The organism is Alcanivorax sp. 97CO-5 (assembly GCF_000524665.1).
GTDB lineage: Bacteria > Pseudomonadota > Gammaproteobacteria > Pseudomonadales > Alcanivoracaceae > Alcanivorax > Alcanivorax borkumensis.
Map to the genome: position 1 here is coordinate 34,791 of NZ_KI965905.1, position 22,309 is coordinate 57,099.

A 22,309-nucleotide genomic window follows, 5' to 3' on the forward strand; every position below is an offset into this window, starting at 1 on the left:
AATAGCGGTGGGCTTTCGCCACAATGCGCGCTCGTTTCGCGGCTACTTGGTTACTAGGCTGCAAACGCGTTATGGTCGACCCGTCGGTCCCCCCGCAACGATAAGCTGCGAACCCCGCCAGGCCCGGAAGGGAGCAACGGTAGCAGTGGACTTGTGTGCCGGGGTGCGGCTGGCGGGAAGACCGCTCTAATTCCTGTACTCCCTCCCATCGCGCTTTTACGTAACACGCTTCTTGTACTGTCCTCCTTTCGGGAACTTCGTTAGCATAAGCTTTTTGATTCCAATCCTTTTTTCTTCGTGGTCGAGAAAGCCGCTGGAGTGCTATGAGTTACCAGGTTCTTGCCCGTAAATACCGCCCCCGCACCTTTGATGAACTGGTGGGGCAGGAGCACGTTTCACGGGCCCTGATGCATGCCTTGGACCAAGATCGTCTCCACCATGCCTATCTATTTACCGGAACCCGCGGGGTGGGCAAAACCACTATTGCCCGTATCCTTTCCCGATGCCTGAACTGTGAGCAGGGTGTTAGTGCCCGGCCGTGCGGTGTATGCCCTACCTGTCAGGAAATCACCGACGGCCGTTTCGTTGACTTGATCGAAGTGGATGCGGCCAGCCGCACTAAGGTGGAGGATACCCGCGAACTGCTGGATAACGTGCAATACGCGCCGACCCGAGGGCGCTACAAAGTGTACCTGATTGATGAGGTGCACATGCTTTCCGCCCATTCTTTCAATGCGTTGCTGAAAACTTTGGAAGAGCCCCCGCCCCATGTGAAGTTTCTGCTGGCCACTACAGATCCGCAGAAACTGCCGGTGACGGTGTTGTCCCGCTGCCTGCAATTTAGTCTTAAGGCTTTGCCTGCAGAGCAGATTGCTGGGCATTTGAAAACGCTGCTCGACAAGGAAATGATTCGCTACGATGAGCCTGCACTGCTCTCGTTGGGCAAGGCGGCTGAAGGCTCTATGCGTGATGCGTTGAGTCTCACGGATCAGGCTATTGCGTTTGGCGGTGAGCAGCTTAGTAGTGAGGCGGTGAACGCCATGCTGGGCACCGTGGACCGTAATCATGTGCTTACCCTGCTGGTGGCGCTGGCCGAACAGGAACCGGGTGGGGTGCTGCAGGCATTAGCATCGGTGAGCGAGCATTGTCCTGGTGAGTTGGCATTGCTGGATGAGCTGATCAGCCAGCTGCACCAACTGGCGGTGTGTCAAGCGGTGCCAGGCAGTTACGATGAGACGCAACAGCAGCTCGCTGCAGCGCTTACTGCAGAACAGATTCAGCTTTATTACGACGTGGCTCTACGTGGCCGCCGTGACCTGCAGGATGCCCCAGATAGCCGCGCAGCCTTGGAGATGCTATTGCTGCGCATGGTGTTGTTCACTCCCAAAGGTGTATTGGTGCAAGGGGATAACCCCTCAGTAAAAAAGCCTAAAGCGGTAGCGTCGTCGGAGGAGCCCGGCGACAAGCCAGATTTGCGTGCCCTGTTGAACAAAACGCCTGCCGCTGCGCCGGCCCCGGTCTCGCTGCCTACACCTACATCGGCTTCTGCACCTGTTACAGCACCAGAGCCTTCGCCGACACGGGCTGCACCGGCCGCTGCCGAGCAGGCAGCATCAGCGGACGATGCGCCACCTTGGGATGAAAGCCCTGGCCCATCAACGTTTGCTGTCGCGGTCGCGCCGTCGCAGAGTGAACCGCAAGCTGAGCCAGAGCCTAATCAAGCGCCAACGCAGGAAGTAGAACCTCTGGCGCCGCTCGCGGAGCCCACCAATGAGGCGGAAGTTGCCACCTGGTGGGCCGCGTTGTTGTTGCGGCTGGACGTAGATGGCACGGTGCGCAATATCGCTCGCAATGCGGTGCTGATCAGCCGCGAGGAAAGCGTCTGGACGCTGCGCATCAGCCCAGGTCATCAGGTCTTGGTTAACCGCGAGCGGTTGGAAGAATTGAGTGGGGCGCTGGGGAATTACTTCCAGCGGCGTATTCAGGTTCAAGTGGAATTTGAGCAGCAGCCGGGCGCGACACCTGAGGTCATCGCCGAAGCTCGCCGGCAGGAATTGCTGCTCCAAGCTAAAGACACTTTGCATTCGGATCCGGTGGTGCAGCAGTTGATCACCACCTTTGGCGGTCGGTTGGATGATGAGAGTGTCACCCCGAAAGAGAGAGTGGAATAAAGAACGCGACACGCAACAGGCGAGATGATAAAGCATGGTTTGTCCGTGCTGGATGCTGCTTGAAGCGTTATATGGGAGTAAACCATGGATTTCGATATTAACAATCTCATGCAGCAGGCCCAGGCCATGCAAGAGAAAATGAAGAAAATGCAAGACGAAGCCGCCAATGCTGAGGTGGTAGGTGAGTCCGGTGCCGGCTTGGTGAAAGTCACCATGAATGGCCGCCATGATGTGAAAGGGGTGGATATTGATCCAAGCCTAATGAGTGAAGACAAGGAATTGCTGGAAGACTTGCTGGCCGCTGCGGTGAACGATGCGGTGCGCCGGATCGAGAAGCAGCAGCAAGATAGCATGCAGAACATGGCGGGTGGTTTTCCGTTCCCACCGGGTTTCAAACCCTAAGTTCAGCGACGAGACCCCGAAACTGTGAAACACGCGCCGCTGGTTGACCAGCTTATCAATGCCTTTACCTGCTTGCCCGGCGTTGGGCCTCGTTCGGCCCAGCGTATGGCTTATGCGTTGCTGGACCGCGGACGCGAATCTGGACGTCGCCTGGGCGATGCCCTCCATGCGGCTATGGATGGGGTTCAGCATTGCGAACGGTGCCGCAATTATGCGCAATCGACGCTTTGCCCGGTGTGTGAAGATCCGCGTCGAGATGCGTCGTTGGTGTGTATTGTGGCAACCCCGGGAGATGTGTTGGCCTTTGAGCAATCAGGCGAATACCGCGGCCAGTATTTTGTACTGATGGGCGAGTTGTCGCCGCTGGATGGCATAGGCCCCCGTGAGCTGGGGTTAGATGTGCTTGAGCAGCGTCTTAATGAAGGGCAAATCAGTGAATTGATACTGGCCACAGGCACCACGGTGGAAGGCGAAGCCACTGCGCACTATGTGTTGGGCCTGGCTCAAGATGCCGGGGTGGGTGTGAGTCGTATCGCTCAAGGGGTGCCAATGGGGGGCGAGTTGGAGTTTGTGGATGGCGCCACCTTAGCACAGGCTCTGAAAGGTCGCAGGCCCTTTGATGCTTGAAGTTTCGGTCCCTTTCTTGAGCGCCTAATTTTTCCACTTTATCGATAAATCAAAACGATTGGATTCGTCTGGTTTCCTCCTCTGGCTTTCTGGTAAGGTAAAACCAAGCAAGCGCTAGGTTGTTTGTAATCAATAAATCCAAGGAGGCCCTGTGAGTGCCCTGAATTATTTCAATGAAACCCATCAGATGGTGCGCGATACGGTGCGCAAATTCGTTGAACGGGAGATTCTCCCGGAAGTAGACGATTGGGAGGAGGCGGGAGAATTTCCCCGTGAGCTGTACAAGAAAGCGGCATCTGCAGGCATTCTTGGCATCAATGCACCGGAAGAATTTGGTGGTACCGGTGAAGATATCTTCATGAAAGTTGCTGCCTGCGAGGAGCTGGTACGGTGCTCGTCCGGCGGCCTTTGCGCGAGCTTGGGCTCACTGGATATTGGCCTACCCCCCGTTTGGAAATGGGGCAGCGAGGCCATGAAGCAGCGGGTCGTTCCGGAGGTAATCAACGGAGACAAGATTTCGGCGCTGGCGATTACCGAGCCTAACGGGGGGTCTGACGTGGCCAACCTGCAAACTCGAGCGGTACGTGACGGTGATCATTATGTGGTAAATGGAGCTAAAACCTTTATTACCAGTGGGGTGCGCGCCGATTATTACACCGTAGCCGTACGCACGGGTGACAAGGGTTATGGCGGTATCAGCCTGTTGCTGATCGAAAAGGGTACCCCGGGCTTCACCGTTGGGCGCAAATTGAAAAAGATGGGCTGGTGGGCGTCTGATACTGCTGAGCTATTTTTCGAAGACTGCCGGGTGCCGGCGGAAAACCTTATTGGTCCGGAAAACGGTGGCTTCTACTGCATTATGAGCAATTTCCAGATGGAGCGACTGGTACTGGCAGTAACTGCCAATAGCACGGCTCAACTGGCACTGGATGAAGCTCTGCGCTATGTGAAAGAAAGGGAGGCATTTGGTCGGCCACTGGCAGGCTTTCAAGTAACACGGCACAAGTTGGCAGAAATGGCCACGGACGTAAAAGCCAGCACAGAGTTTACCTATCGGGTTGCCGCCAAAATTGCAGCTGGCGAGAATTGCGTGCTGGATGTGTCCATGGCCAAAAATGTGGCAACGCGTTGTGCTGATCGCGTGACCTACGATGCGGTACAACTATTTGGCGGCAGCGGATACATGCGGGGCACCGTGGTGGAGCGCCTATTCCGCGATAATCGGATTCTCTCTATCGGCGGCGGCACCCACGAGATCATGAATGAGGTGATTGCAAAGCAGATGGGGTTATAAACGGCAAGCTTCAAGCTTCAAGCTTGCAGCTTAGAAAAGCGCTAAACGTAAGAGGCCGCGTCTAATTTTTATGGACGCGGCCTCTTTGCTTTAGAGCGAAAAAAGCTTCAATTTTTAACTGTCAGCTGCACTCTGCACGGGTCGCTTCCATTTTGCAGCGAACCTTGCGCAGAAGAGTGAGCATGTCCTGATCGTAGTAACCTTCGTCGCGAAGTTGATCACGGGCTTCCTGCATCATGACTTCATATTCGGCTTTGTCCGCATCGGGGATTTCTACCCACCAATGCTTGGCCACATGCTTGGCCTCATTATCTAACTGGCTGGTAATCCGTTGCAGGTTATTATAGAAGTATTCCCGTGATTTTTGAGCCATTTCTGCTGGGAACCGGTCTTTCTTCGCAATTAACTGGAAGGTTAGCTGAACCAGTGGGTAATTGATGATTCCACCGTCTGGGCTCAAGCCCTTGTACAATTCCAGAGCGCTGTAGGCCACCAGCGGTGCAACAATGATATCAACAACGCCATTGTTGAACTTGGTGGAGAAGTTGGTGATGTCTGAGGCGATGGGTGTAGCGCCGACCTGGGAAACGAGTTTGGCTTGGGTTTCATCGTATTCTAGAACCGCGACCTTTTTGCCAGCAGCCTTAGCCAGAGAATTTACTTCTCGGTCATTCACGAAAACAAATGCGGCCCCAGCGGGCGCAATTCCCATAATTTGGTAGGACCCTTGGGATAGTTTGTCCGCGCTTTGGGGGTGGGAAAGTACTTGTAGCAGCACTTTCATATGGTCCATGGTGGGAATGGCCCCAATGGAATCCACTGTCCCTGCATATTTATTGAATGCCCGACCGCGAATGCCAGTAATCAAAGAGGCATCGCAAATACCGGCTTTCAGGTCCTCAGCAACAATGGCCTCGTTGGTATAGGGCACCAGCTCTGTTTCCAGGCCCCAGCCTCGCGCGGCGGCTTTCCAGTCTCTCATGGCGTTCATGATCGGGCCTACATTGCCGACAATATCAAATACACAGATTTTGCGTTTGATGGTGTTTGCCTGTGCGCTAAAAGGCGCAGACAGGGCATAAAGGGCTAGAATGGCGGTAAACAGCTTCTTCATCAGTGTATCCCTGCTTGTTATTACTAGTATGTTTGCCGATGGGTGATTTTCTCGATAGTAGAGATGTCAACCGTCAACGCAATGCCTTTGATTTTTTGCTCAAGGGCATTCTGGCCAATCGCCATCGTAATCAGGTTTGGTGTTGGCGGCGGGTGCACTCGGTGCACTTTCGGTAAGCTTTGCTGGAACTGGATTGATCACTGCAGCCAAGTAAATGGACAATTTTTTCCAGGGGCAGGCAAGGTATTGAGTTGCAAAGGTTTCCCGCACTTTGTTGCGGATACGATTAACGGCTGTGCCCGCCACTAACAAATGCTGCCGTAGCGAGCGCGACCTTCATGTCAAGCTTTTCAGTAATGGTTTGTAGTGAGCTATTACGACCAAAAGGATTTATTAGGGCACGGGAGGTCAGGTTATTTGATGCTGCGGGAAGGGTACTCTGGGCAGCAGGACGATATTGGCGCAAAAGTAGAGAACCAGTTTGAGCCGCATTTTCACTATCAGTTAGCCAGAAACGTTGGCCAACTGGAACCGCTGCGCTGTGTCGTGCATCCGGCTAGGTGTGAGCGTTATCTGCAACAGTGCCGCCAGCATAGAATGGTCGAAGGCATATCAAGATGGAGTCGCTGCATACTGGCCCGCTGGCGAGCAGCGCGCCACAGCGGAGATGGCCAATGAACGTGGCTGTATGCAAGGTCAAATAGGCCTGCAGTAATGTGAGAAGCTATGCTTGTATGATGACGAAGGTATGAAGCACAAAAAAGCCCCGCCGGGTTTGGCGGGGCTTTTTTGTGGCAGGCTCCTAGCTTGCCTGCTTACGCCTTACCTTGGTTGGCGACTGCTTCTGCCGCTTTCGCTGCAGCTTCGGCATCGCCCAAATAGTAGTTTTTAATGGGTTTGAGATTGTCGTCCAGCTCATAAACCATCGGCACTCCAGTAGGGATGTTGAGCTTTACGATTTCTTCGTCAGAAATGTCGCCGAGATACTTCACCAGCGCACGCAGACTATTGCCATGGGCGCAGATTAAAACCTGTTTCCCAGCTTGAATTTGCGGTTTGATATCACTTTCGAAGTAAGGAATAAAACGGTCCACCGTGTCTTTAAGACTTTCTGACAAAGGAATTTGAGCTTCACTCAAGTCCTTGTACACTCGGAAGTTGCCAGCGTAGCGCTCATCGTCACGTTCCATTTTCGGTGGCGGCGTATCGTAGCTACGGCGCCATATATGTACCTGGTCGTCGCCATATTTGGCGGCTGTTTCCGCTTTATTCAAACCCTGCAAGGCACCGTAGTGGCGTTCATTCAAGCGGTAGTCACGGATAACAGGGATCCACATCTGGTCCATGTTATCCAGAATGCTCCACAGGGTGCGGATCGCACGCTTGAGCACCGAGGTATAAGCCAGGTCAAATTCAAACCCGGCCTCTTTCAGTAGTTCGCCTGCGGTGCGGGCTTCTTCGCGGCCTTGCTCGGTAAGATCAACATCTTTCCAGCCTGTGAAGCGATTTTCCTTGTTCCATACGCTCTGGCCGTGGCGGACCAGTACCAGTTTCGTGCTCATTAGCGTCATCCTGTGCGATTTCAATGCGGCGCAAAGAGTAGCAGAAATGTGCCGGGAAATTGAGCGCCACAGGCCGTATAATCGTCGCAAATTCTGTTGTTGCCGCCGAAGGTGCCTGCTTTGTGTGTATTTTGCAGGTTATTTTGCCCTTCTCTTACGGCAGCAAAGATCCGAGAAAGCCGTATGTTAGGGCTTTTACATTCCCGGAAAAGGCAAAAAGATGGCGTATCTCTGGTGCGAAGATAACAAAGAGATCAGCGAATGGCAGGCAAGCCTGGCGGCAGGTAGTCGGCTATACCTGGACACGGAATTCATGCGTGAGCGCACCTTCTGGCCACAATTGGCACTGGTGCAAGTCCATGATGGTGTGCGCATTCGACTTATTGATACTACCGAGGTTGATGGGCCTACTTTGTTGCCAGTATTTCAGAATCATACCTTGGTGATGCATGCTTGTTCCGAAGACTTGGAAGCAATTGCTACGTTTACTGGCCAGTACCCGGCGGCCATTGAAGACACCCAGATTGCCGCTGCACTGAGCGGCGAAGATATGCAGTGGGGTTACCAGAAAGTGGTTCAAATGCTGTTGGGTGTTGATCTTCCGAAAGGGGCCACGCGAACAAATTGGCTGAAACGGCCATTAAGCGATGAGCAACTTCACTACGCGGAAGATGACGTAAAATATCTCCCGGAAGTGGCGGGGATTCTCGCCGAGCGACTCGATGGCTTGGGCCGCCGCGCTTGGTGGGAAGAAGAATGCGCTCGTTTGCTGAAGCAGGCTAGCAGCCAAGTGCTGCCGCAAGACGCTTGGCGTAACGTGAAAGGCGCGGGCTTGCTGCAGGGCGAAAGCTTGGCGGTATTGGCAGCACTGGCGCCGTGGCGTGATCAGATGGCTCGGGAGCGAGATCTGCCCAAAAGCTTTGTGTTAAAAGATGCCCAGTTGCTGGACTTGGCCCGTACCAATCGTACCGACAGAGGCTTGCTCGCGGACTTGGGCTTTCATCCCAAACAGATTCGTCGCGACGGAGATGCGTTGTTGGCATTGATTGAACAGGCCCGAGGGCAGACTCCCCCCGATCCGTTGCCGGGGCCGCCGGATATGGCACAGAAGAAACTTGCCAAAACCCTGCGTAGCCGGGTTGCGATTATTGCCGAAGAGTTGAATATGAAGCCCGACGTATTGATGCGTCGCCGTTGGCTGGAAGCCCTGATCCGCCACCCGGAGAGGGTGCCGGAACCGTTGACCGGCTGGCGTAATGATGTTGTCACCCAACCTCTGCTGGAGTTGCTGTAGTGAGTGAGGGAGTGCTGAAAGGCAAATTGTTTTGTTCGATCTATAAGAGCCGCCGCAAAAGTGGCATGTATTTGTATGTGGATCGGCAAAAAGGGCTTAAAGAGGTGCCCGAGATATTGATGGGGCAGTTTGGTCATGCCGAGCACGTGACTGATATGATTCTGAACCCGACGCGCCCATTAGCACGCGCGGATGTGGAGCAGGTCATGGAGAAAATCCGCGAGCAGGGTTTTTACTTGCAAATGCCACCACCGCCGGATGAAGACCTGTTCATGGCTGATGGCCACCCGGATAAACCGGTTCGACATGATGCCTGATACGACGCTGCCGCTGCGGGGTCAGTTCTGGACTCTCCCGCTGAGCGACCTCAATGTCCGCGAGTGGGAAGCGCTGTGTGATAATTGTGGCCGTTGTTGTCTTGTAAAACTGGAAGATGAAGACAGTGGCGAGTTAGCGTTTACCAATCTGGCGTGCCGCTTTCTGGATAGCAAGCAATGCCAATGTCGTGTGTATGAAGAGCGTTTTAAGCGGGTTCCGGATTGCATTCGTGTCACTGAGAGCATTGCTAGGGATACGAATTGGTTGCCACCCACCTGTGCATACCGTTTACGTGCAAAAGGTAAGCCGTTACCCGCTTGGCATCCGTTGCTCAGCAACAATGCTGACAGCGTGAGGCAAGCGGGGATTAGCGTCGCGGGGCGGGTGGTGTCAGAGCAACTTGTGCGGGAAGATGATTGGGAAGAGCATATTGTTCACTGGATCGACTGATGTAGGCGGTGACTTGCCGGTGGGTTCAATAACATGAGTGGGAGACGTTGTGACAACACAAGCATATTTATGGGGTTGGTTTGCCTATTTGCTGGGCAGTATCGGTGTCTTGTTCGTTTGGTGGTGGCTAACACGCCCTCTGAGCCGCTGGGCTAAGGTGCCGCTGCGAACTCTGCTAACTGCCCTGTTGCTCACACCATGGTCCGTATCGGCGCGGCATGACGAATGGGCTCCGGCTTGGGTGGTGAGTTTGTTTGACGGCCTGGCTCAGGATAATGTGAGCCTTTGGCGCGCCGGTGGCCCATTGGTGGCGATGTTGCTGGTGGCGCTGGTGGTGGCTGCATTAGAGCTGTGGCGGCAGCGGCGCAAACAAGCGGCTATGCTGGCTCAGCAATGAGCGAGTGTATCTTTTGTCAGATTCAGGCGGGGACTTTGCCCGCCAGCGTGGTCTATGAAGATGATTTGGCGCTGGTGATTCTGGATTTGTTCCCGATCCGTGAAGCCCATTGTTTGGTGATTCCTCGCCAGCATGAATCCTTGCTGGAAGGGTTGGATGCTGCGGTGACGCATCGGTTGATGGATCTGGCCCGGCGGACGATTGTGGCGCAGAAACGGGCCGGGCTTGCCGTAAAGGCGCATAATGTGGTGGTTAATGATGGCCGCGAAGCCAATCAGCATGTGCCCCATGTGCATGTGCATGTGATTCCCCGTCGCGGCGGCGACACTTTAGCGACCGCAATGACTTGGGCAACCCGCCTAATGAATGTGTTCGGGATGGCAAAGCGGCGTAAACGCCTTGATCGGCTTGCGGGTTTGTTAAGCGAACATTTTCCGGAAAAGCTCTAATGTTTGTTGTCTTGCAGCGTTTCTAAATGGTGCGCTGCGAGAGTCGGTGCTCGCGCTTTGTTATCTTTCTCCTACCCTGCCTAGGGTTTCTTTTTTCTGCGTTTGTGGTCATGTACGGCTTTTGCCAAGGCAGACTTGTCATAGGCTAGGGCTAGCGTTTAATGCCCTGCGGTCGTGCTTGGGGTTGCTTTCACTGAAACAGGTGAGGGGGCTCCCTACAGTAAAATGACTGGTCGTCCTGGCCCTGGACGGTCAGTCACTAAAATGTCCTGTTGAGTCGAAGTGAGCCGCCCATAAACGTCCGTCGGCGCGCTCCAGGTTCAAAGCTATTCCGGCGAGAAGATGGCCTTCAGGTGCTGCGCACCAAGCGATAGTGCCGTAAAGATGGTAGGTGCCGTAGTTTTCCAGCAGAGCAACCCAGAGCTCCACATCCGTATCGGGCTTGATTGGTGAGGGTAGCTCCACGCTGATACCCGCTAGGGAAATGTCGTGAGAGGTTAGATAGAGGCGATCTTCCGGGTCTAAGGAACTTGATCCTGCCGGTAACAAGGTGAGAGACAAGTTCTCTTCACGGTTGATTCGGGGGTGGCGTCGGTTGTCAATTTTTGTAGCCATGTGACTTATCCGTAAATCATTCTGTCAACAACGTAAGCGGCGGTGGCTATGGTGGCAACCACCCCGAACAAGAATAGCAAGAATAACAAGGCGGGTTTGGCCGTTTTGGGAAGGCCTTCGGTTTTTCGTGAAGGCCGGTTTTCTTGGGTTTTACTCATCCGCTATCTCCCTGAAATCTCCAGATACTTTACAGTATTCGTTATTGCGGAACGATAGGAAACTGGCGGGGTGAGAAGCGGGTAAATATGTCTGGTTAGTAGGGGCTTCTTTTTCCAGTTAAATAGTTTTTGTTGCTGAAATAAAAAAGGGCCCGATTGGGCCCTTTTCATGTTCAGTTTGGCGGGTTAATGGGCGCCAGCCTGAATTTTCTGGAACAGGAACTCGTGGAGCGAGTCCGACATCAGCGGTACGTAAGATACCAGCAGCAGTGCGGTCAGCATCACCGCAATAGGCAGTAGGAACTTCTCATAGCGACGGTAGAAGTTGCCATCCGGCACTTTTGCGGATTCCACTTCTTCGTCTCCCACTACTTGCCTTGTTAGCAAGTGGTTTAGCGCCACTGGAGGTGATAGATAACCCAGCTCAAAAGCTACCAGGGTAATCATCCAGAAGTGTAGTGGGTCAATCCCATTATCGAAGGCAATTTGTGCAAGGGTTGCGTTCACCAAAATTACTGCGCCATAGGGGTCCATAATCATGCCGATAATCACCATGGTGACCACCAGCAGTGTCATGGCTACCCAGATACTCGGGAACGTCTCAGGCAGCATTTCCATGACCCCGGAACGCTCGATGATACCGCCGACGCTTACCGATAGAGCCATCAGCATCAGCAACGCGCCAATGTGCCCGGTGGTTTCGTTAGTGGCAAACCGCAATGAGCTTTCCATCTTCTCACCCACACCGGGCTCTGGTTGGTAATGCGGGTCCATATCCGGTGTTTTTACAAGGTAATAAATTGCCAGACAAGCGCCGAGAATAGCATTACGCCAGAAAAGTCCCCAAAACAGATCGTTCAATTCCTCAGCGGAGGTGCCGGTAGGAATAGCACCAGCGTCTAGCGCATTGTTGATGCCCCACAGGTTGTAGCAGGAGTAGATCAAAAGGGGCAACAGGACGATCGTGAAAACGTGCAGGGATTTTGTGCTCAGTTTCTCGTAGGCCAGAATGGCTAGCAGCATTACCGGCAGGATAATGGGTGCGTAGTTTTCGTTTAACTCGGTGTCGAGTAGATCACGGAAGAACACCACTACGGTCCCCATGATAATCACATAGGGCAGTAGAGGGATGAGACGTTTCAAGCTTTGCGGTACTGCTTCAGAGAACGGAGCAATGCGTGCCGGAGCAGTACGGGCAAATTGGCTGTAAATGAAGAACAGGAACAGCGACAAACCAAAGATTTTCAGGCCGGAAGTGAATAGCTCATCTGTGGTCACGCTATTGTTCAAAGCGGCGATGATCACGACCAGCAGGCAGGGACGTAAAACCACGCCCATGGAGCCAGACATGGCGGTGGCGGCCAGCGCAAGTTGTTTACGAGCCCCAGCGCGAACCAACTCGTTATAGATGGTGGCACCGGCAGCAATAACGAAGATACCGGAGGCGCCAGTGTAGGCTGTAGGAACCGCTGCAACAGCAAGCACCACAAAACACATCAACTCCGGTGACATTTTCCAAGGACGTAGCACGTCGAAAACTAGGTGAGCCATCTTGGTTTGACGCAGCAGCATGCCGATCCAGATATACAGTGCCAAGCTCAGGAACAGGGTGGACAGTTCCATCATCATGCCAAGATAAACGCTAATCCCGTGGTAGTAGCCTTGGCTGATAAATTGTGCGCCAGCGGTAAGGCACATGAAGCTGTATAGCGGGATGGTCAACATTGCCTTGCCCCAAGTACCTCCTTCCTCAAGGTCTTTGGGCGGGCGAATCAGCTGGTAGAAAGCAGCGAAAGAGAGCAGCAGGAAGCCTGCAATCCAGAACTGGTGCAAGTAAAAGTGATTGACCTGAACTCCGTCGGCAATGGCGCTGATTTCTTCGCCTCGGTATAGCCAAGCAGAGAGGAGTAGCATTATGTTGGCGGCGAGCTGGCCCAAGCTAGAAACAAAGTGGTCTTTACGTGTATGAGCAGGACGTAGCGAAATGTGGTGGCGCGTTAATGTGGCGGTCGCGGCACAGATCATTACCAGCAAACAAAGCAGTAGACGCTTGTAGTTGCCCAGGGTAGTTACCACTTTGGCCACGCCTCCTTCCAAGGTACGGAAGGCAATCACGCCGGGGGTGGCTTTGTCCTGAATCAACTCATAGCGTTCCCATCTGCCGCGACAGTTATGCCTGGAAGATTCCAAGGACTGACGCAAGGCCGCTTCGTCCACGTCGGTTCCAAAGATGGAGGCTAGAGGATCGTCAGCCATTTGCTGTTTTTTCTGCTTAATGGCTTTTGCCAGCTCCTGATCCAGGTCTGGATCACGGTTACAGGTGGGCTGTTCCACCACTCCAGCGCCACGCAAAAGGAAATAGCCCTCCCAGGTATTCTCGCCGATCTTCAGTAGCTGCGAGTGAATTACTTCGCCGGAAGCCAGAAAAATGGTCAGCAGAAGAAGAATCAGGGTAGGAAGTGAGGATAGCCATTCCGCGACGGAACGGTTTGCAACAGTTAACGAAGGCTTGTCCATTGTGCACCCGGTTATTGTTATACCGCCTGAGCTACGGAGGGGGGGGGGGCGCTTTGGGGGGGAGGGTAGCGCTTTTGCCCCCGCCTTTTTAGGGCGATGTAAACATTTTTTCTTACCTGATCACCCATGGGAACGGGTGACAGAATGTGAGTTGTTAATGAAGGACGGGGCCAGTTGGCCCCGTTCAGTTGAACTTTTTATTCAACAGGGTTAACGCACTCTGCGCGTGATGGTTCGTGTTTACAGCGTACTTTACGTAGCAGACCCATCATGTCTTTATTGTAGACGCCGTCTTTGGTGAGGGCGATGCGAGCGTCACGCATCATTTCGTCGTAACGGAGCCTGTCCGCCTCAGGAATACGAATCCACCACTTCTTGTTAACTTCGCTGTTGGCGTTCTCAATGACACGCATGGCGCGGTCAAACTGACCGAGCATGTATTTGCGTGACTGTGCAGCAAAATCAGCAGGGAACTTGTCCTTTTTCAGAATGACTTGTGCGGTCAACTGACCGAGTACGTAATCGACGATGCCGCCGTCAGGCTGCATGCCTTTGTACAATTCCAAGGCAGAGTACGCAGCAATGGGGGCAAAGCAGACATCAACGGAACCATTATTAAACCGGCTAGAGAAGTTGGAAATGTCAGACATAACCGGTGACATACCTACGCGGGAGGCCATGTTTGCTTGAGCCGAATCGTATTCCAGTACCGCGATGGACTTGCCAGACAATTCGCTTACGGTGTCGATAGTGCTGTCTTTAACGAACAGGTAGGCTGCTCCCATAGGGGCGACGCCACCTACTTCATAAGGGCCGGAAACCAACTTTGCATTGATGGATGGGCTCTCGCTGGTTAGCACTGTAATCACGGTGCGCATAGCGTCATAGCTAGGGATGGAGCCAATGGAATCCAGGCTGCCAGTGTAATTGTTGAACTGACGGCCGCGGATACCGGTTAGGACGGCGGCATCACATTGGCCGGCTTTCAGGTCTTCAGATGCGATTTTTTCATCTGTGTAGGGCTTGAGTTCAAAGTCCACGCCCCAGTTCAGCGCCGCGGTCTTATAGTCCTTCATGATGTTGTAGATATCGCCATTCGCGCCAATGATGTCAAATACGCACATAGTGCGCTTTTCGGCGGCTTGGACGGGGGTGAACGTCAATGCCAGAGCGGCAGTGGCGACCGCAGTGAATGCCTTAACATAGCGCATGATAGTCTCCTGGTTACTTCTTTAACTGTTTAACGCGTTAAAAGCGGCCCGAAGGCCGCTAGATGGCTTATAGCAAATCGTTGATATCAATAGCGGGGCCAGACGAGGCTGTGTCATCCCAGAAAGTGCCAGTGCCGCCTATAGGTGTACGCTTACCGGTGTTTTCAGTCCATTCACGGTCCGAAATACCTTGGATAATAAAGCCAGCGATGGCGTCTAGCATAGCGTAGTCTGGATTCAGGCCTTCATCATTTGCTGCGTAATCACGGATGGCTTGGCGCAGACGCTCATCGTTGCCTTTGCTGAAAGCGCTCATGGCATACAGGGCGCTGCCCAAACGAATGCCGCTGTCGAACCCTGCCTTGGCTGAGGCTTCCAGCTCGGCCCATGCATCAGCGTTCGGTGGTGCTAGCATTGGTAGCAGGTTCCATACTGCAGCACGGGTACCGCGCGGTACGCCCCACCACTGATCGTTATCCAAGCATTTCATGTTGCGTTCAACTTTGGCTGCGATATCACGAGGTACGCCTACTGCGCCGTCGGAAGCGCCGTCGTTAAGCAGGGATTGAACACCGGAAATGTTACCGACCAGCCAGACCATTTCGTCAAAATCGTTATTCATGTTAGGACATTCACCGTCCTTGACTTCGCCGAAGGCTTGCATCATGTAGTTGTAAGCTTTGTACTGGCGATTTGCGGCAATGGCAGACCAGCGTTTCTGCTCGATGCGTGCATCTTGTGCTTCGCTGACTCGGCCATCTTTGACTGAACGCATGTAGCGCAGTTCAGCATCAAGAGCAATTTGCTCGGCGCAGGTGGCGGCAACGGTGAAGACCATGGCGCCCAGTTTGCTGGGGTCGGATCCAACACGCTCGAAAGACATCAACAGAGGTGTCTGTGCTTCGCCGGTGACGCATGCCATACGTACGTCATCATAGGTCATCATGTAGGGCAACATTTCGGATCGGCCGAAGCTGACCAAAACATCACCGGTAGCCTTGTAGACAACACCGCAGCCTTGCAGAGCTAGGATGGCGCTTCCTACCAAGGCCAGACCGGAATGTCGTAGCATTTTTTTCATGGAAAGAGAACCCATTCGTAAGCTCCTTGTTTTTGTTCTCAAAATAGGGTCGTCAAAGGTACGAAAGTCAGCCGTTTGACACAAGCGGCAATTACAAAAAATCCTTCAAGCAATTACAAACAATAAATTTGCTATATCATGGTTTCTATCCGATAAATCATGTACTTCATAAAATAGATACGACTTTATTATGAGTGATCACAGTGACGTCAAAGATATGCGGGCCTGGCTGGAGGGCGAACGCAGTGGCCTTTCCCTGGCACTGAATACGGCACGGGGCGGACTACGAATACTCGAAACGTTGGGTGTAGTGGGGCGCCATGGGCTGGGCTGGGCGCTCGGTGATCGCCCGCCAATCCCGGCTTTGCTGCGTGCCACCTTCGAATCTTTAGGGACGACATACATTAAATTAGGCCAATTTATTGCCAGTTCCCCATCAATTTTCCCTGAAGAGTATGTCGAGGAGTTTCAACGCTGTCTCGACAGGACTCCCCCCCTACCTTTTCATTACATTCGGGATACTGTTGAAGCCGAGCTAGGCTCCAGCCTGGAGACGCTTTATGAATTTGTGGACCCTAAACCATTAGCCAGTGCGTCAATTGCACAAGTGCACGCGGCAAAATTGAAGGATGGTCGCGATGTGGTAATTAAGGTTCAACGCCCGGGTGTAAAGAATGTTTTGCTTACAGATTTCAATTTCTTGTACTTCGCGGCAAGACTTACTGAACGGTTGGCGCCGGGGTTGTCGCGTTCTGCTATTTCGGGGGTCATTGAAGAGTTACAGGCGGGCATGCTGGAAGAGTGCGATTTCATAAAAGAAGCGGGCAATCTTAAAGCGTTTAATGTTTTCCTGCGCAATACCGGTAACACTCAGGCCATAGCGCCAGAACCCGTTATGTCACATACCACGGGTAAAGTCCTGACCATGGAGCGTTTTTTTGGCGTCCCTCTAACGGATATGAATGTACTAAAAAAGTATACCGACGATCCGGCGGGTACGTTGATTTCTGCGCTGAACACGTGGTTTTCTAGCCTTATGATGTGTGACTTCTTCCATGCAGATGTTCATGCGGGTAATTTAATGCTGCTAGAGGATGGCCGAGTCGGATTTATTGATTTTGGCATCGTCGGGCGTATTCGTCGTGAAGCCTGGAATGGTATGGCGGCTTTCTTTGATGCCATTGGTCGTGGGGATGTGCGAAAGATGGCGGAAGCCATGGTCGTGATCGGAATGACTCGTGACGAAGTAGATGTTGCAGCGTTGGCGCGGGATATTGAAGGATTGCAGGGAGCGTTGGGCCAGGTGGATCCTTCTGCGCTGATGCAGGCAGACCGTAACGACAAGGAAGTGAACAGCCTGCTGGTAGATATCGTGAAAATTGGTGAGGGGCATGGTATTCGATTCCCGCGGGAGTTCGCTTTATTGCTAAAGCAGTTTCTCTATTTTGATCGTTATGTGCAGGTGTTGGCCCCGGAAATGGACATGTTCAGTGATAACCGGGTCGATATGTTTGGTTCCATAGAGGAAATACCAGGCGGATTTTTACATTAGAATTAGCCGTTAGCAGCAAAGAAGATAGAAAAGGAGAACGAGGAAAGTGTCTTCGTTTTCCTTTTAGAATTTTGGGTTTGAACTCTTGAATTGAAGCCGCGGGTAGCGTGATAACCGTGTGGCAGGGCTTTTGGCTACGCGTTGTAGTTTGTGGCTTATTTCTGCGTTTATTCCACCGGATTACTGCATTCCGCTCGGGTGGCGTCGAGCTTGCAACGAACCTTGCGTTGCAGGGTCAGCATGTTGGCATCATAGTAGCCTTTTTGGCGTAGCCGTAGACGCGCTTCCTGCATCATCATTTGATATTCTTTTTTATCTTCTGGCGGAATCTGGATCATCCAGCGTTCTGGCACTTTGACGGCTTCAAGATTCAGTCGTTCCATGATTAGAGGGTAGCTTTTGTAGAATTCTTCGCGCACCAGCTGTGCTACTTCATTCGGGAATTTGTCTTTGCGACCGATCAGCTGCATGGTGATTTGAGCCAGCGGGTAATCAATGATACCGCCATTCGGCCCCATTCCTTTGTACAGTTCCAGTAATTCGTAGGCGAGTAGTGGTGCGACGATAACGTCAACCACGCCGTTGTTGAATTTATTCGGTGCTGAAACGATATCCGATGCAATTGGCGTCGCGCCAATCTGTGAAACCATTTCCGCTTGTGTGGGATCATAGTCGAGCACGGCCACGCGCTTCCCTGCAGCTTTGGCTAGAGTGTTAATGTTCTTGTCATTGACGAAAATATAAGCGCCACCAGCCGGTGCAACGCCGAGTATGACATACTCACCGCTGATCATCTTGTCCGCGCTTTTCGGGCTGGCAAGGGCTTGCAGAAGGATGTGCATGTGCTCTTGGGTTGGCAGGGCGCCAATGGCATCGATGGTGCCGGTATATTTGTTGAATTGGCGGCCCCGTAACCCTGTAATCAGCGCTGCATCACAGAGGCCGGCTTTGAGATCTTCGGCTGCTACGCTTTCTTTGGTGTAGGGCTCGATATGAAGATCCACACCATATTGCCGTAGCCGGGTACGCTGGTCCTCAGCTGCCTTGAAAATTGGCCCGGAGCGACCGCCAATATCCCAGATGCAAATTCGACGTTTGAGGGGCTCGCCCAGACTGAATCCCGCAGCTTTCTGCATGGCTTTGATCCGTTCATCCAGACTGCGGTTCTGGTCATAGGCTATCGCACGCAATGTGGCCGCCAGTTCCGGTGTAAATTCCACACCGGGGGCAAAGCGCTCTAGTTCGGCCCGTTGGGCCGGCGTCAGATCAAAGGCTTCATTGGCGTGAAGAAATGCGCTGCCGACTAGTAGAAAAGAAAGAAAAAAGTAACGAAAAAATCTCACGATAGCCTCCATGGCTATTATCGTTTGTTGTTGCCATAAGGCGCTGTGGTCTACAGCTATACTGGCAGTGTCGCTCATTAGCTTGGCCGGCTCGGGGGAGAGATGAGCAAAAGATATGTTGTTTATTACTCAATGCTTTGGCTGCATTCGGGGCGACCCGCTTCTAGGCTGCAACGAATACGTTTCATGATGTTCAACATGGTGGGGTCATAATATTCGCTATCGCGTAGCTTGATACGTGCATCGCGCATCAAGCTGTTGTAGTTCTGCTTTTCGTCTTCGGGAAGTGAAATCCACCAGTGAGAGGGAATGCGATCCGCTTCTTTTTTCAGCGTGCTTTGTACCGCTTGGAAACTGTCTGTTGCAATTTCACGAATCAATGCCGAAAAGGCGGGGGGGAAGCGATCTGCATGAGCGATCAGTTGCGCGGTCAATTGTACGATGGGGTAGTCCACGATGCCGCCATTGGGCTCCATGCCTTTGTAAAGTTCTAGGGCTTGATAGGCAATCAACGGGGCGGGTAACACATCAACACTGCCATTATTGAATTGACTGGGAGCAGTAGCGAGAGTGCTGGCGACGGGGGTGGCACCGATATGGGTAACCAATTTGGATTGACCAGGATCGAAATCTAGCACCGCAACTTTTTTTCCTGCTACTTTTGAAAGGGAGTTGAGCGCCCGATCATTGACGAAAAGGTAGGCCGCTCCAGCAGGCGTAATGGCTAGGGTCTGATACTTATTGCTGGCCATTTTTTCGGCCAGTTGTGGGTGAGCAAGGGTGCGCAGTAAAACGTTTACATGCTCCAGTGTAGGCAGGGCGCCCAGTGCATCAATGCTGCCGGTGAAACGGTTAAAATGACGAGCCCGGAACCCGCTCATTAGCGCGGCATCACAGTGACCGTTTTTCAAAGAGGCAACCAACACACCTTCATTAGTGAAGGCTTCTAGACTGATATCAATATTATAGCGCAACAAATCTATGCGTAAATTGGTGGCGCCATTATATATCGGCCCGGAACGCCCGGATAAATCCCAAAGGCATATGTGCCTTTTCAGCATTTCACCGTCGGCAAGCCCCATGGATTGTCGGGCCTGCTTGAGTTGTGTTTTTTGTTTATCGGTCAGTGCCAGAGCACTGCTATGGGTTGCAGCAACCAACAGCAGTGCTGAGCATAGATACCTAAACGTCCCCATGACGATTCCTGTGTCATTCAATGGGGGCGTTTATAGCATTTCGCCGTGTGGCGAAGTTTTACCTGTTGTATGACAATTGTACAAAGCTTTCCGAAAGTCAGGGCGCGCAGGGTTTCCAGTAAGTGTTGTCGCTCACCTATTGGCTGATGCTGCACTCAGAGCGAGCTGGGTTGAACTTGCAGCGGATCTTGCGCTGCAACGTCAACATGTCGCCACTGTAATAGCCTTGTTCGCGTAGCGCGTCGCGAGCATCCTGCATCATGACTTCGTATTCTTGTTTGTCTTTCTCTGGGATATGAATCATCCAACGCTCGGGTACCCGTTTGGTTTCCTGTTCGACGCGCTTTATAACCGTTGGATAGGCCTCGAATGATGCTTCGCGTATCAGTTGCGCTACTTCGTTGGGGAATTTATCCAGTCTTCCGATGAGCTGCATGGAAAGCTGCGTCAGTGGGTAGTCGACGATGCCGCCATCTGGACTCATGCCTTTATAAAGCTCAAGAAGTTCATATGCCACTAATGGGGCGGGCAAAATATCGATTTGCCCATTATTGAATTTGTTAGGTGCGGAAACGATGTCGGTGGCAATCGGTGTTGCGCCAATGGCGGCGACCATTTGCGCTTGGGTCTGATCATAATCCAACACCGCTACGCGGTGGCCGGCGGCCTTGGCCAGTGAACTGATGCTGCGATCGTTGACAAAAATATGGGCGGCACCGGCAGGGTAGATGCCCATTACTACGTAATCCCCTTGCACCATATGACCAGCCTGTTTGGGATGGGCGAGGACCTGTAGAAGGGTTTGCATATGCTGGTCGCTGGGAACGGCACCAATGGCATCGACGCTGCCGCTGTAAAGGTTGAACTGGCGTGCGCGCATGCCGCTCATCAAGGCCGCGTCACAGAGGCCGGCCTTGAGCTCTTCCACCATCACCGTTTCGTTGGTGTAAGGCACCATGTCCAAATTGATGCCGTACTCGATGGCCAGTGCTCGTTGCTCCATGGCGACATTAAACACCGGCCCATTGCGCCCGCCAATATCCCAAATGCAGATGGTGCGTTTCAGTGCGCTGCCAGCGGGCATTTGGTCCAAGCCCACCATTTGGCTGATGGCTTTGAGCCGGCTGCGAACCGGCATTTCACGGGTATAAAAAATGTCTTCCAGCTTTTCAAGGGTGTTGTCGTTGAGCGTGACGCCGGGCAGCAGTCCTCGTAATTGTTCTTTCTGTGCGTTGGTCAGCGTGGTGGCGCTCAGGGTGGCACATAGTAGGCTAAGAACAAAAAAAAACAGAAAGTCGGATGTGCATGGGGATCTCCAGGCCGAGTTGTTGTTATAAGCAACCTTGCGGTAACAGGACTGTGTGTTTTTGAAAAATGCGGCAGGTTGTCACGGCAAGAACTGTTGTGATTGTTTTATAGCCTATAGAGATAGCACGTGACGAGCATAGAAAGGAGGGCTTTGGCGCAGTGGGTGACCGCGTTACGGCAAGCTGTGGGGAAACGGTCAAAGGTGGGACGCGTTGAACGTACTGAAAGTGCCAAAAAGTGCAAATTTCAAACGGGGTAAAGGGTTAAGGGGATATTCAGGACAATGCCCGCGCTGCATTTAGCCGCGAGCATTGAACCGTACCAACACGCTGCTGACGTGATTGCCTCTTTCCAACGTTGACCGTTCTACTTTGAACTTGCCGTTGTTACTTCGGTTGAGCATCGATAGATGCGCCGGTGACGTTTCGGCTATCCGGGCCCAACAAGAACAGATAGGGGGCCATGATGTCGGCGGGGGGCTTCAATGTGAGAGGGTCTTCGCCGGGGTAGGCCATGGCGCGCATGTCGGTGCGCGTACCGCCAGGGTTAACGGTGTTGACGCGAATGTTGCTGGTGTTTTCCAGTTCTTCCGCCAGCACTTGGGCTAGGTTTTCAGTGGCCGCCTTGGAGACCGCATAGGCACCCCAGAAAGCACGGCCTTTGCGCCCCACGCTGGAGGATGTAAATAGCAGGCGAGCATCGTCGCTGGCGCGCAGCAACGGCAACATGGCTTGGGTTAGATAGAAAGCGCTATTCACATTGGTTTGCATGACCGAATCCCAGGTGCCAGTGGCATAACGATCCATAGGCGTAATGTCGCCGAGCATGGATGCGTTGTGCAAGATGCCATCCAGTCGCCCGAACTCTTTGTCAAAAAGCCCGGCCAGTTCCTGAAAATCTTCCGGGCGAGCGACCGTTAGATTCACCGGCGCCAGCGCGGGCTCCGGGCCACCCGCGGCTTTGATTTCATCGTACACCGCTTCCAGTTTTTCCTGGGTGCGGCCTAGCAGAATGACCGTGGCGCCATGGGCTGCCAGGGCCAGCGCGGCGCTGCGGCCGATGCCGGCGCCTGCACCAGTGACGAGGATAATACGACCTTTGAAGGTGTCTTCAGCGCATTGGTAATTGAGGGCTTGTTGTTGGATATCAGTCATGGAGGTTCCTGTGTCGCTTTCGCCAAGCCCGTGGCCTGACTTAGGTGCTGTAACTAACCGTAAGGTGGAGCGGGCATCTGCCTTAATTGCCGTTCT

The 22,309-nt window shown here is 53.0% G+C and carries 21 protein-coding genes and 1 other RNA gene; 11 read left to right on the forward strand and 11 right to left on the reverse strand.

Annotation, left to right across the window (positions count from 1 at the left end):
• Positions 1-81: 81 nt before the first annotated feature.
• The 5 genes from ffs to Y017_RS11840 all read left to right on the forward strand — a co-directional run bounded on the left by ffs (position 82) and on the right by Y017_RS11840 (position 4,494).
• Positions 82-178: signal recognition particle sRNA small type (gene ffs / locus Y017_RS15105), an RNA gene on the forward strand.
• A 145-nt stretch (positions 179-323) separates the two neighbouring features.
• Positions 324-2,171 (forward strand): DNA polymerase III subunit gamma/tau, encoded by a 1,848-nt coding sequence (gene dnaX, locus Y017_RS11825; RefSeq protein WP_035461023.1) that lies wholly within the window; start codon positions 324-326, stop codon positions 2,169-2,171.
• An 84-nt stretch (positions 2,172-2,255) separates the two neighbouring features.
• On the forward strand, positions 2,256-2,573 hold the full coding sequence (locus tag Y017_RS11830) for a YbaB/EbfC family nucleoid-associated protein (protein WP_011589055.1): 318 nt from the start codon (positions 2,256-2,258) through the stop codon (positions 2,571-2,573).
• 24 nt (positions 2,574-2,597) lie between these two features.
• A complete protein-coding gene (gene recR, locus Y017_RS11835) occupies positions 2,598-3,200 on the forward strand; it encodes a recombination mediator RecR (RefSeq protein ID WP_011589054.1) in 603 nt (200 codons plus the stop codon).
• Positions 3,201-3,351: 151 nt separating this feature from the next.
• The gene (locus Y017_RS11840; RefSeq protein ID WP_011589053.1) at positions 3,352-4,494 is read left to right on the forward strand and encodes an acyl-CoA dehydrogenase family protein; all 1,143 of its coding nucleotides are present in this window, start codon (positions 3,352-3,354) and stop codon (positions 4,492-4,494) included.
• Positions 4,495-4,615: 121 nt separating this feature from the next.
• On the opposite strand, the gene Y017_RS11845 is transcribed toward Y017_RS11840, so the two are convergent.
• Both Y017_RS11845 and gpmA read right to left on the reverse strand, forming a co-directional pair.
• Entirely contained in the window at positions 4,616-5,608 is a 993-nt protein-coding gene (locus tag Y017_RS11845) for a putative solute-binding protein (protein ID WP_011589052.1), read from the reverse strand.
• Positions 5,609-6,423: 815 nt separating this feature from the next.
• Positions 6,424-7,170: a 2,3-diphosphoglycerate-dependent phosphoglycerate mutase gene (gene gpmA, locus Y017_RS11855; protein WP_011589050.1), complete on the reverse strand. Its 747-nt coding sequence runs from the start codon at positions 7,168-7,170 to the stop codon at positions 6,424-6,426.
• Positions 7,171-7,390: 220 nt separating this feature from the next.
• On the opposite strand from gpmA, the gene rnd reads away from it, so the two are divergent.
• Genes rnd through Y017_RS11880 form a run of 5 tightly spaced genes read left to right on the forward strand, consistent with a single transcriptional unit; the run spans position 7,391 to position 10,078 of the window.
• Positions 7,391-8,464 carry a ribonuclease D gene (gene rnd, locus Y017_RS11860; RefSeq protein ID WP_035461027.1) on the forward strand — a complete coding sequence of 358 codons (1,074 nt, stop codon included), beginning with the start codon at positions 7,391-7,393 and terminating at the stop codon, positions 8,462-8,464.
• Positions 8,464-8,781, forward strand: a complete 318-nt coding sequence (locus Y017_RS11865; protein WP_011589048.1) for a YcgL domain-containing protein — start codon at positions 8,464-8,466, stop codon at positions 8,779-8,781. The genes rnd and Y017_RS11865 overlap by 1 nt, the downstream gene beginning before the upstream one ends.
• Positions 8,771-9,232: a YcgN family cysteine cluster protein gene (locus tag Y017_RS11870; RefSeq protein WP_011589047.1), complete on the forward strand. Its 462-nt coding sequence runs from the start codon at positions 8,771-8,773 to the stop codon at positions 9,230-9,232. The genes Y017_RS11865 and Y017_RS11870 overlap by 11 nt, the downstream gene beginning before the upstream one ends.
• A 49-nt stretch (positions 9,233-9,281) precedes the next feature.
• The gene (locus Y017_RS11875) at positions 9,282-9,629 is read left to right on the forward strand and encodes a hypothetical protein (protein ID WP_231483492.1); all 348 of its coding nucleotides are present in this window, start codon (positions 9,282-9,284) and stop codon (positions 9,627-9,629) included.
• A complete protein-coding gene (locus Y017_RS11880) occupies positions 9,626-10,078 on the forward strand; it encodes an HIT family protein (RefSeq protein WP_011589045.1) in 453 nt (150 codons plus the stop codon). Before Y017_RS11875 ends, Y017_RS11880 begins: the two co-directional genes overlap by 4 nt.
• Before the next feature lie 252 nt (positions 10,079-10,330).
• On the opposite strand, the gene Y017_RS11885 is transcribed toward Y017_RS11880, so the two are convergent.
• From Y017_RS11885 to Y017_RS11900, 5 genes are all read right to left on the reverse strand, one after another.
• Entirely contained in the window at positions 10,331-10,693 is a 363-nt protein-coding gene (locus tag Y017_RS11885; RefSeq protein WP_011589044.1) for a PilZ domain-containing protein, read from the reverse strand.
• A 5-nt stretch (positions 10,694-10,698) separates the two neighbouring features.
• A complete protein-coding gene (locus Y017_RS15250; protein WP_155849267.1) occupies positions 10,699-10,851 on the reverse strand; it encodes a hypothetical protein in 153 nt (50 codons plus the stop codon).
• Between the two features lie 186 nt (positions 10,852-11,037).
• Positions 11,038-13,368 carry a TRAP transporter large permease subunit gene (locus Y017_RS11890; protein ID WP_035461029.1) on the reverse strand — a complete coding sequence of 777 codons (2,331 nt, stop codon included), beginning with the start codon at positions 13,366-13,368 and terminating at the stop codon, positions 11,038-11,040.
• Between the two features lie 197 nt (positions 13,369-13,565).
• The gene (locus Y017_RS11895) at positions 13,566-14,579 is read right to left on the reverse strand and encodes a putative solute-binding protein (RefSeq protein ID WP_011589042.1); all 1,014 of its coding nucleotides are present in this window, start codon (positions 14,577-14,579) and stop codon (positions 13,566-13,568) included.
• A 67-nt stretch (positions 14,580-14,646) separates the two neighbouring features.
• Complete coding sequence (locus tag Y017_RS11900; protein ID WP_011589041.1) at positions 14,647-15,675, reverse strand: hypothetical protein; 1,029 nt, start codon at positions 15,673-15,675, stop codon at positions 14,647-14,649.
• A 175-nt stretch (positions 15,676-15,850) separates the two neighbouring features.
• Here Y017_RS11900 and Y017_RS11905 point away from each other — a divergent pair, with 175 nt between their 5' ends.
• Positions 15,851-17,212 (forward strand): AarF/ABC1/UbiB kinase family protein, encoded by a 1,362-nt coding sequence (locus Y017_RS11905; RefSeq protein ID WP_011589040.1) that lies wholly within the window; start codon positions 15,851-15,853, stop codon positions 17,210-17,212.
• Between the two features lie 167 nt (positions 17,213-17,379).
• On the opposite strand, the gene Y017_RS11910 is transcribed toward Y017_RS11905, so the two are convergent.
• The 4 genes from Y017_RS11910 to Y017_RS11925 all read right to left on the reverse strand — a co-directional run bounded on the left by Y017_RS11910 (position 17,380) and on the right by Y017_RS11925 (position 22,213).
• Complete coding sequence (locus Y017_RS11910) at positions 17,380-18,555, reverse strand: putative solute-binding protein (RefSeq protein WP_081737620.1); 1,176 nt, start codon at positions 18,553-18,555, stop codon at positions 17,380-17,382.
• Between the two features lie 125 nt (positions 18,556-18,680).
• On the reverse strand, positions 18,681-19,751 hold the full coding sequence (locus Y017_RS11915; RefSeq protein ID WP_011589038.1) for a putative solute-binding protein: 1,071 nt from the start codon (positions 19,749-19,751) through the stop codon (positions 18,681-18,683).
• Between the two features lie 136 nt (positions 19,752-19,887).
• Entirely contained in the window at positions 19,888-20,889 is a 1,002-nt protein-coding gene (locus tag Y017_RS11920) for a putative solute-binding protein (RefSeq protein ID WP_231483493.1), read from the reverse strand.
• A 556-nt stretch (positions 20,890-21,445) separates the two neighbouring features.
• Positions 21,446-22,213 (reverse strand): YciK family oxidoreductase, encoded by a 768-nt coding sequence (locus Y017_RS11925; protein ID WP_035461035.1) that lies wholly within the window; start codon positions 22,211-22,213, stop codon positions 21,446-21,448.
• Positions 22,214-22,309: the final 96 nt, after the last annotated feature.

Coding starts and splice junctions, on each gene's coding strand:
- Y017_RS11900 (WP_011589041.1), bottom strand. CDS start 15,675: ATGGGTTCTCTTTCCATGAAAAAAATGCTACGACATTCCGGTCTGGCC.
- Y017_RS15250 (WP_155849267.1), bottom strand. CDS start 10,851: ATGAGTAAAACCCAAGAAAACCGGCCTTCACGAAAAACCGAAGGCCTT.
- Y017_RS11920 (WP_231483493.1), bottom strand. CDS start 20,889: ATGCCGGTTCGCAGCCGGCTCAAAGCCATCAGCCAAATGGTGGGCTTG.
- Y017_RS11890 (WP_035461029.1), bottom strand. CDS start 13,368: ATGGACAAGCCTTCGTTAACTGTTGCAAACCGTTCCGTCGCGGAATGG.
- dnaX (WP_035461023.1), top strand. CDS start 324: ATGAGTTACCAGGTTCTTGCCCGTAAATACCGCCCCCGCACCTTTGAT.
- Y017_RS11870 (WP_011589047.1), top strand. CDS start 8,771: ATGATGCCTGATACGACGCTGCCGCTGCGGGGTCAGTTCTGGACTCTC.
- Y017_RS11830 (WP_011589055.1), top strand. CDS start 2,256: ATGGATTTCGATATTAACAATCTCATGCAGCAGGCCCAGGCCATGCAA.
- rnd (WP_035461027.1), top strand. CDS start 7,391: ATGGCGTATCTCTGGTGCGAAGATAACAAAGAGATCAGCGAATGGCAG.
- Y017_RS11845 (WP_011589052.1), bottom strand. CDS start 5,608: ATGAAGAAGCTGTTTACCGCCATTCTAGCCCTTTATGCCCTGTCTGCG.
- Y017_RS11880 (WP_011589045.1), top strand. CDS start 9,626: ATGAGCGAGTGTATCTTTTGTCAGATTCAGGCGGGGACTTTGCCCGCC.
- gpmA (WP_011589050.1), bottom strand. CDS start 7,170: ATGAGCACGAAACTGGTACTGGTCCGCCACGGCCAGAGCGTATGGAAC.
- Y017_RS11885 (WP_011589044.1), bottom strand. CDS start 10,693: ATGGCTACAAAAATTGACAACCGACGCCACCCCCGAATCAACCGTGAA.
- Y017_RS11895 (WP_011589042.1), bottom strand. CDS start 14,579: ATGCGCTATGTTAAGGCATTCACTGCGGTCGCCACTGCCGCTCTGGCA.
- Y017_RS11905 (WP_011589040.1), top strand. CDS start 15,851: ATGAGTGATCACAGTGACGTCAAAGATATGCGGGCCTGGCTGGAGGGC.
- Y017_RS11915 (WP_011589038.1), bottom strand. CDS start 19,751: ATGGGGACGTTTAGGTATCTATGCTCAGCACTGCTGTTGGTTGCTGCA.
- Y017_RS11925 (WP_035461035.1), bottom strand. CDS start 22,213: ATGACTGATATCCAACAACAAGCCCTCAATTACCAATGCGCTGAAGAC.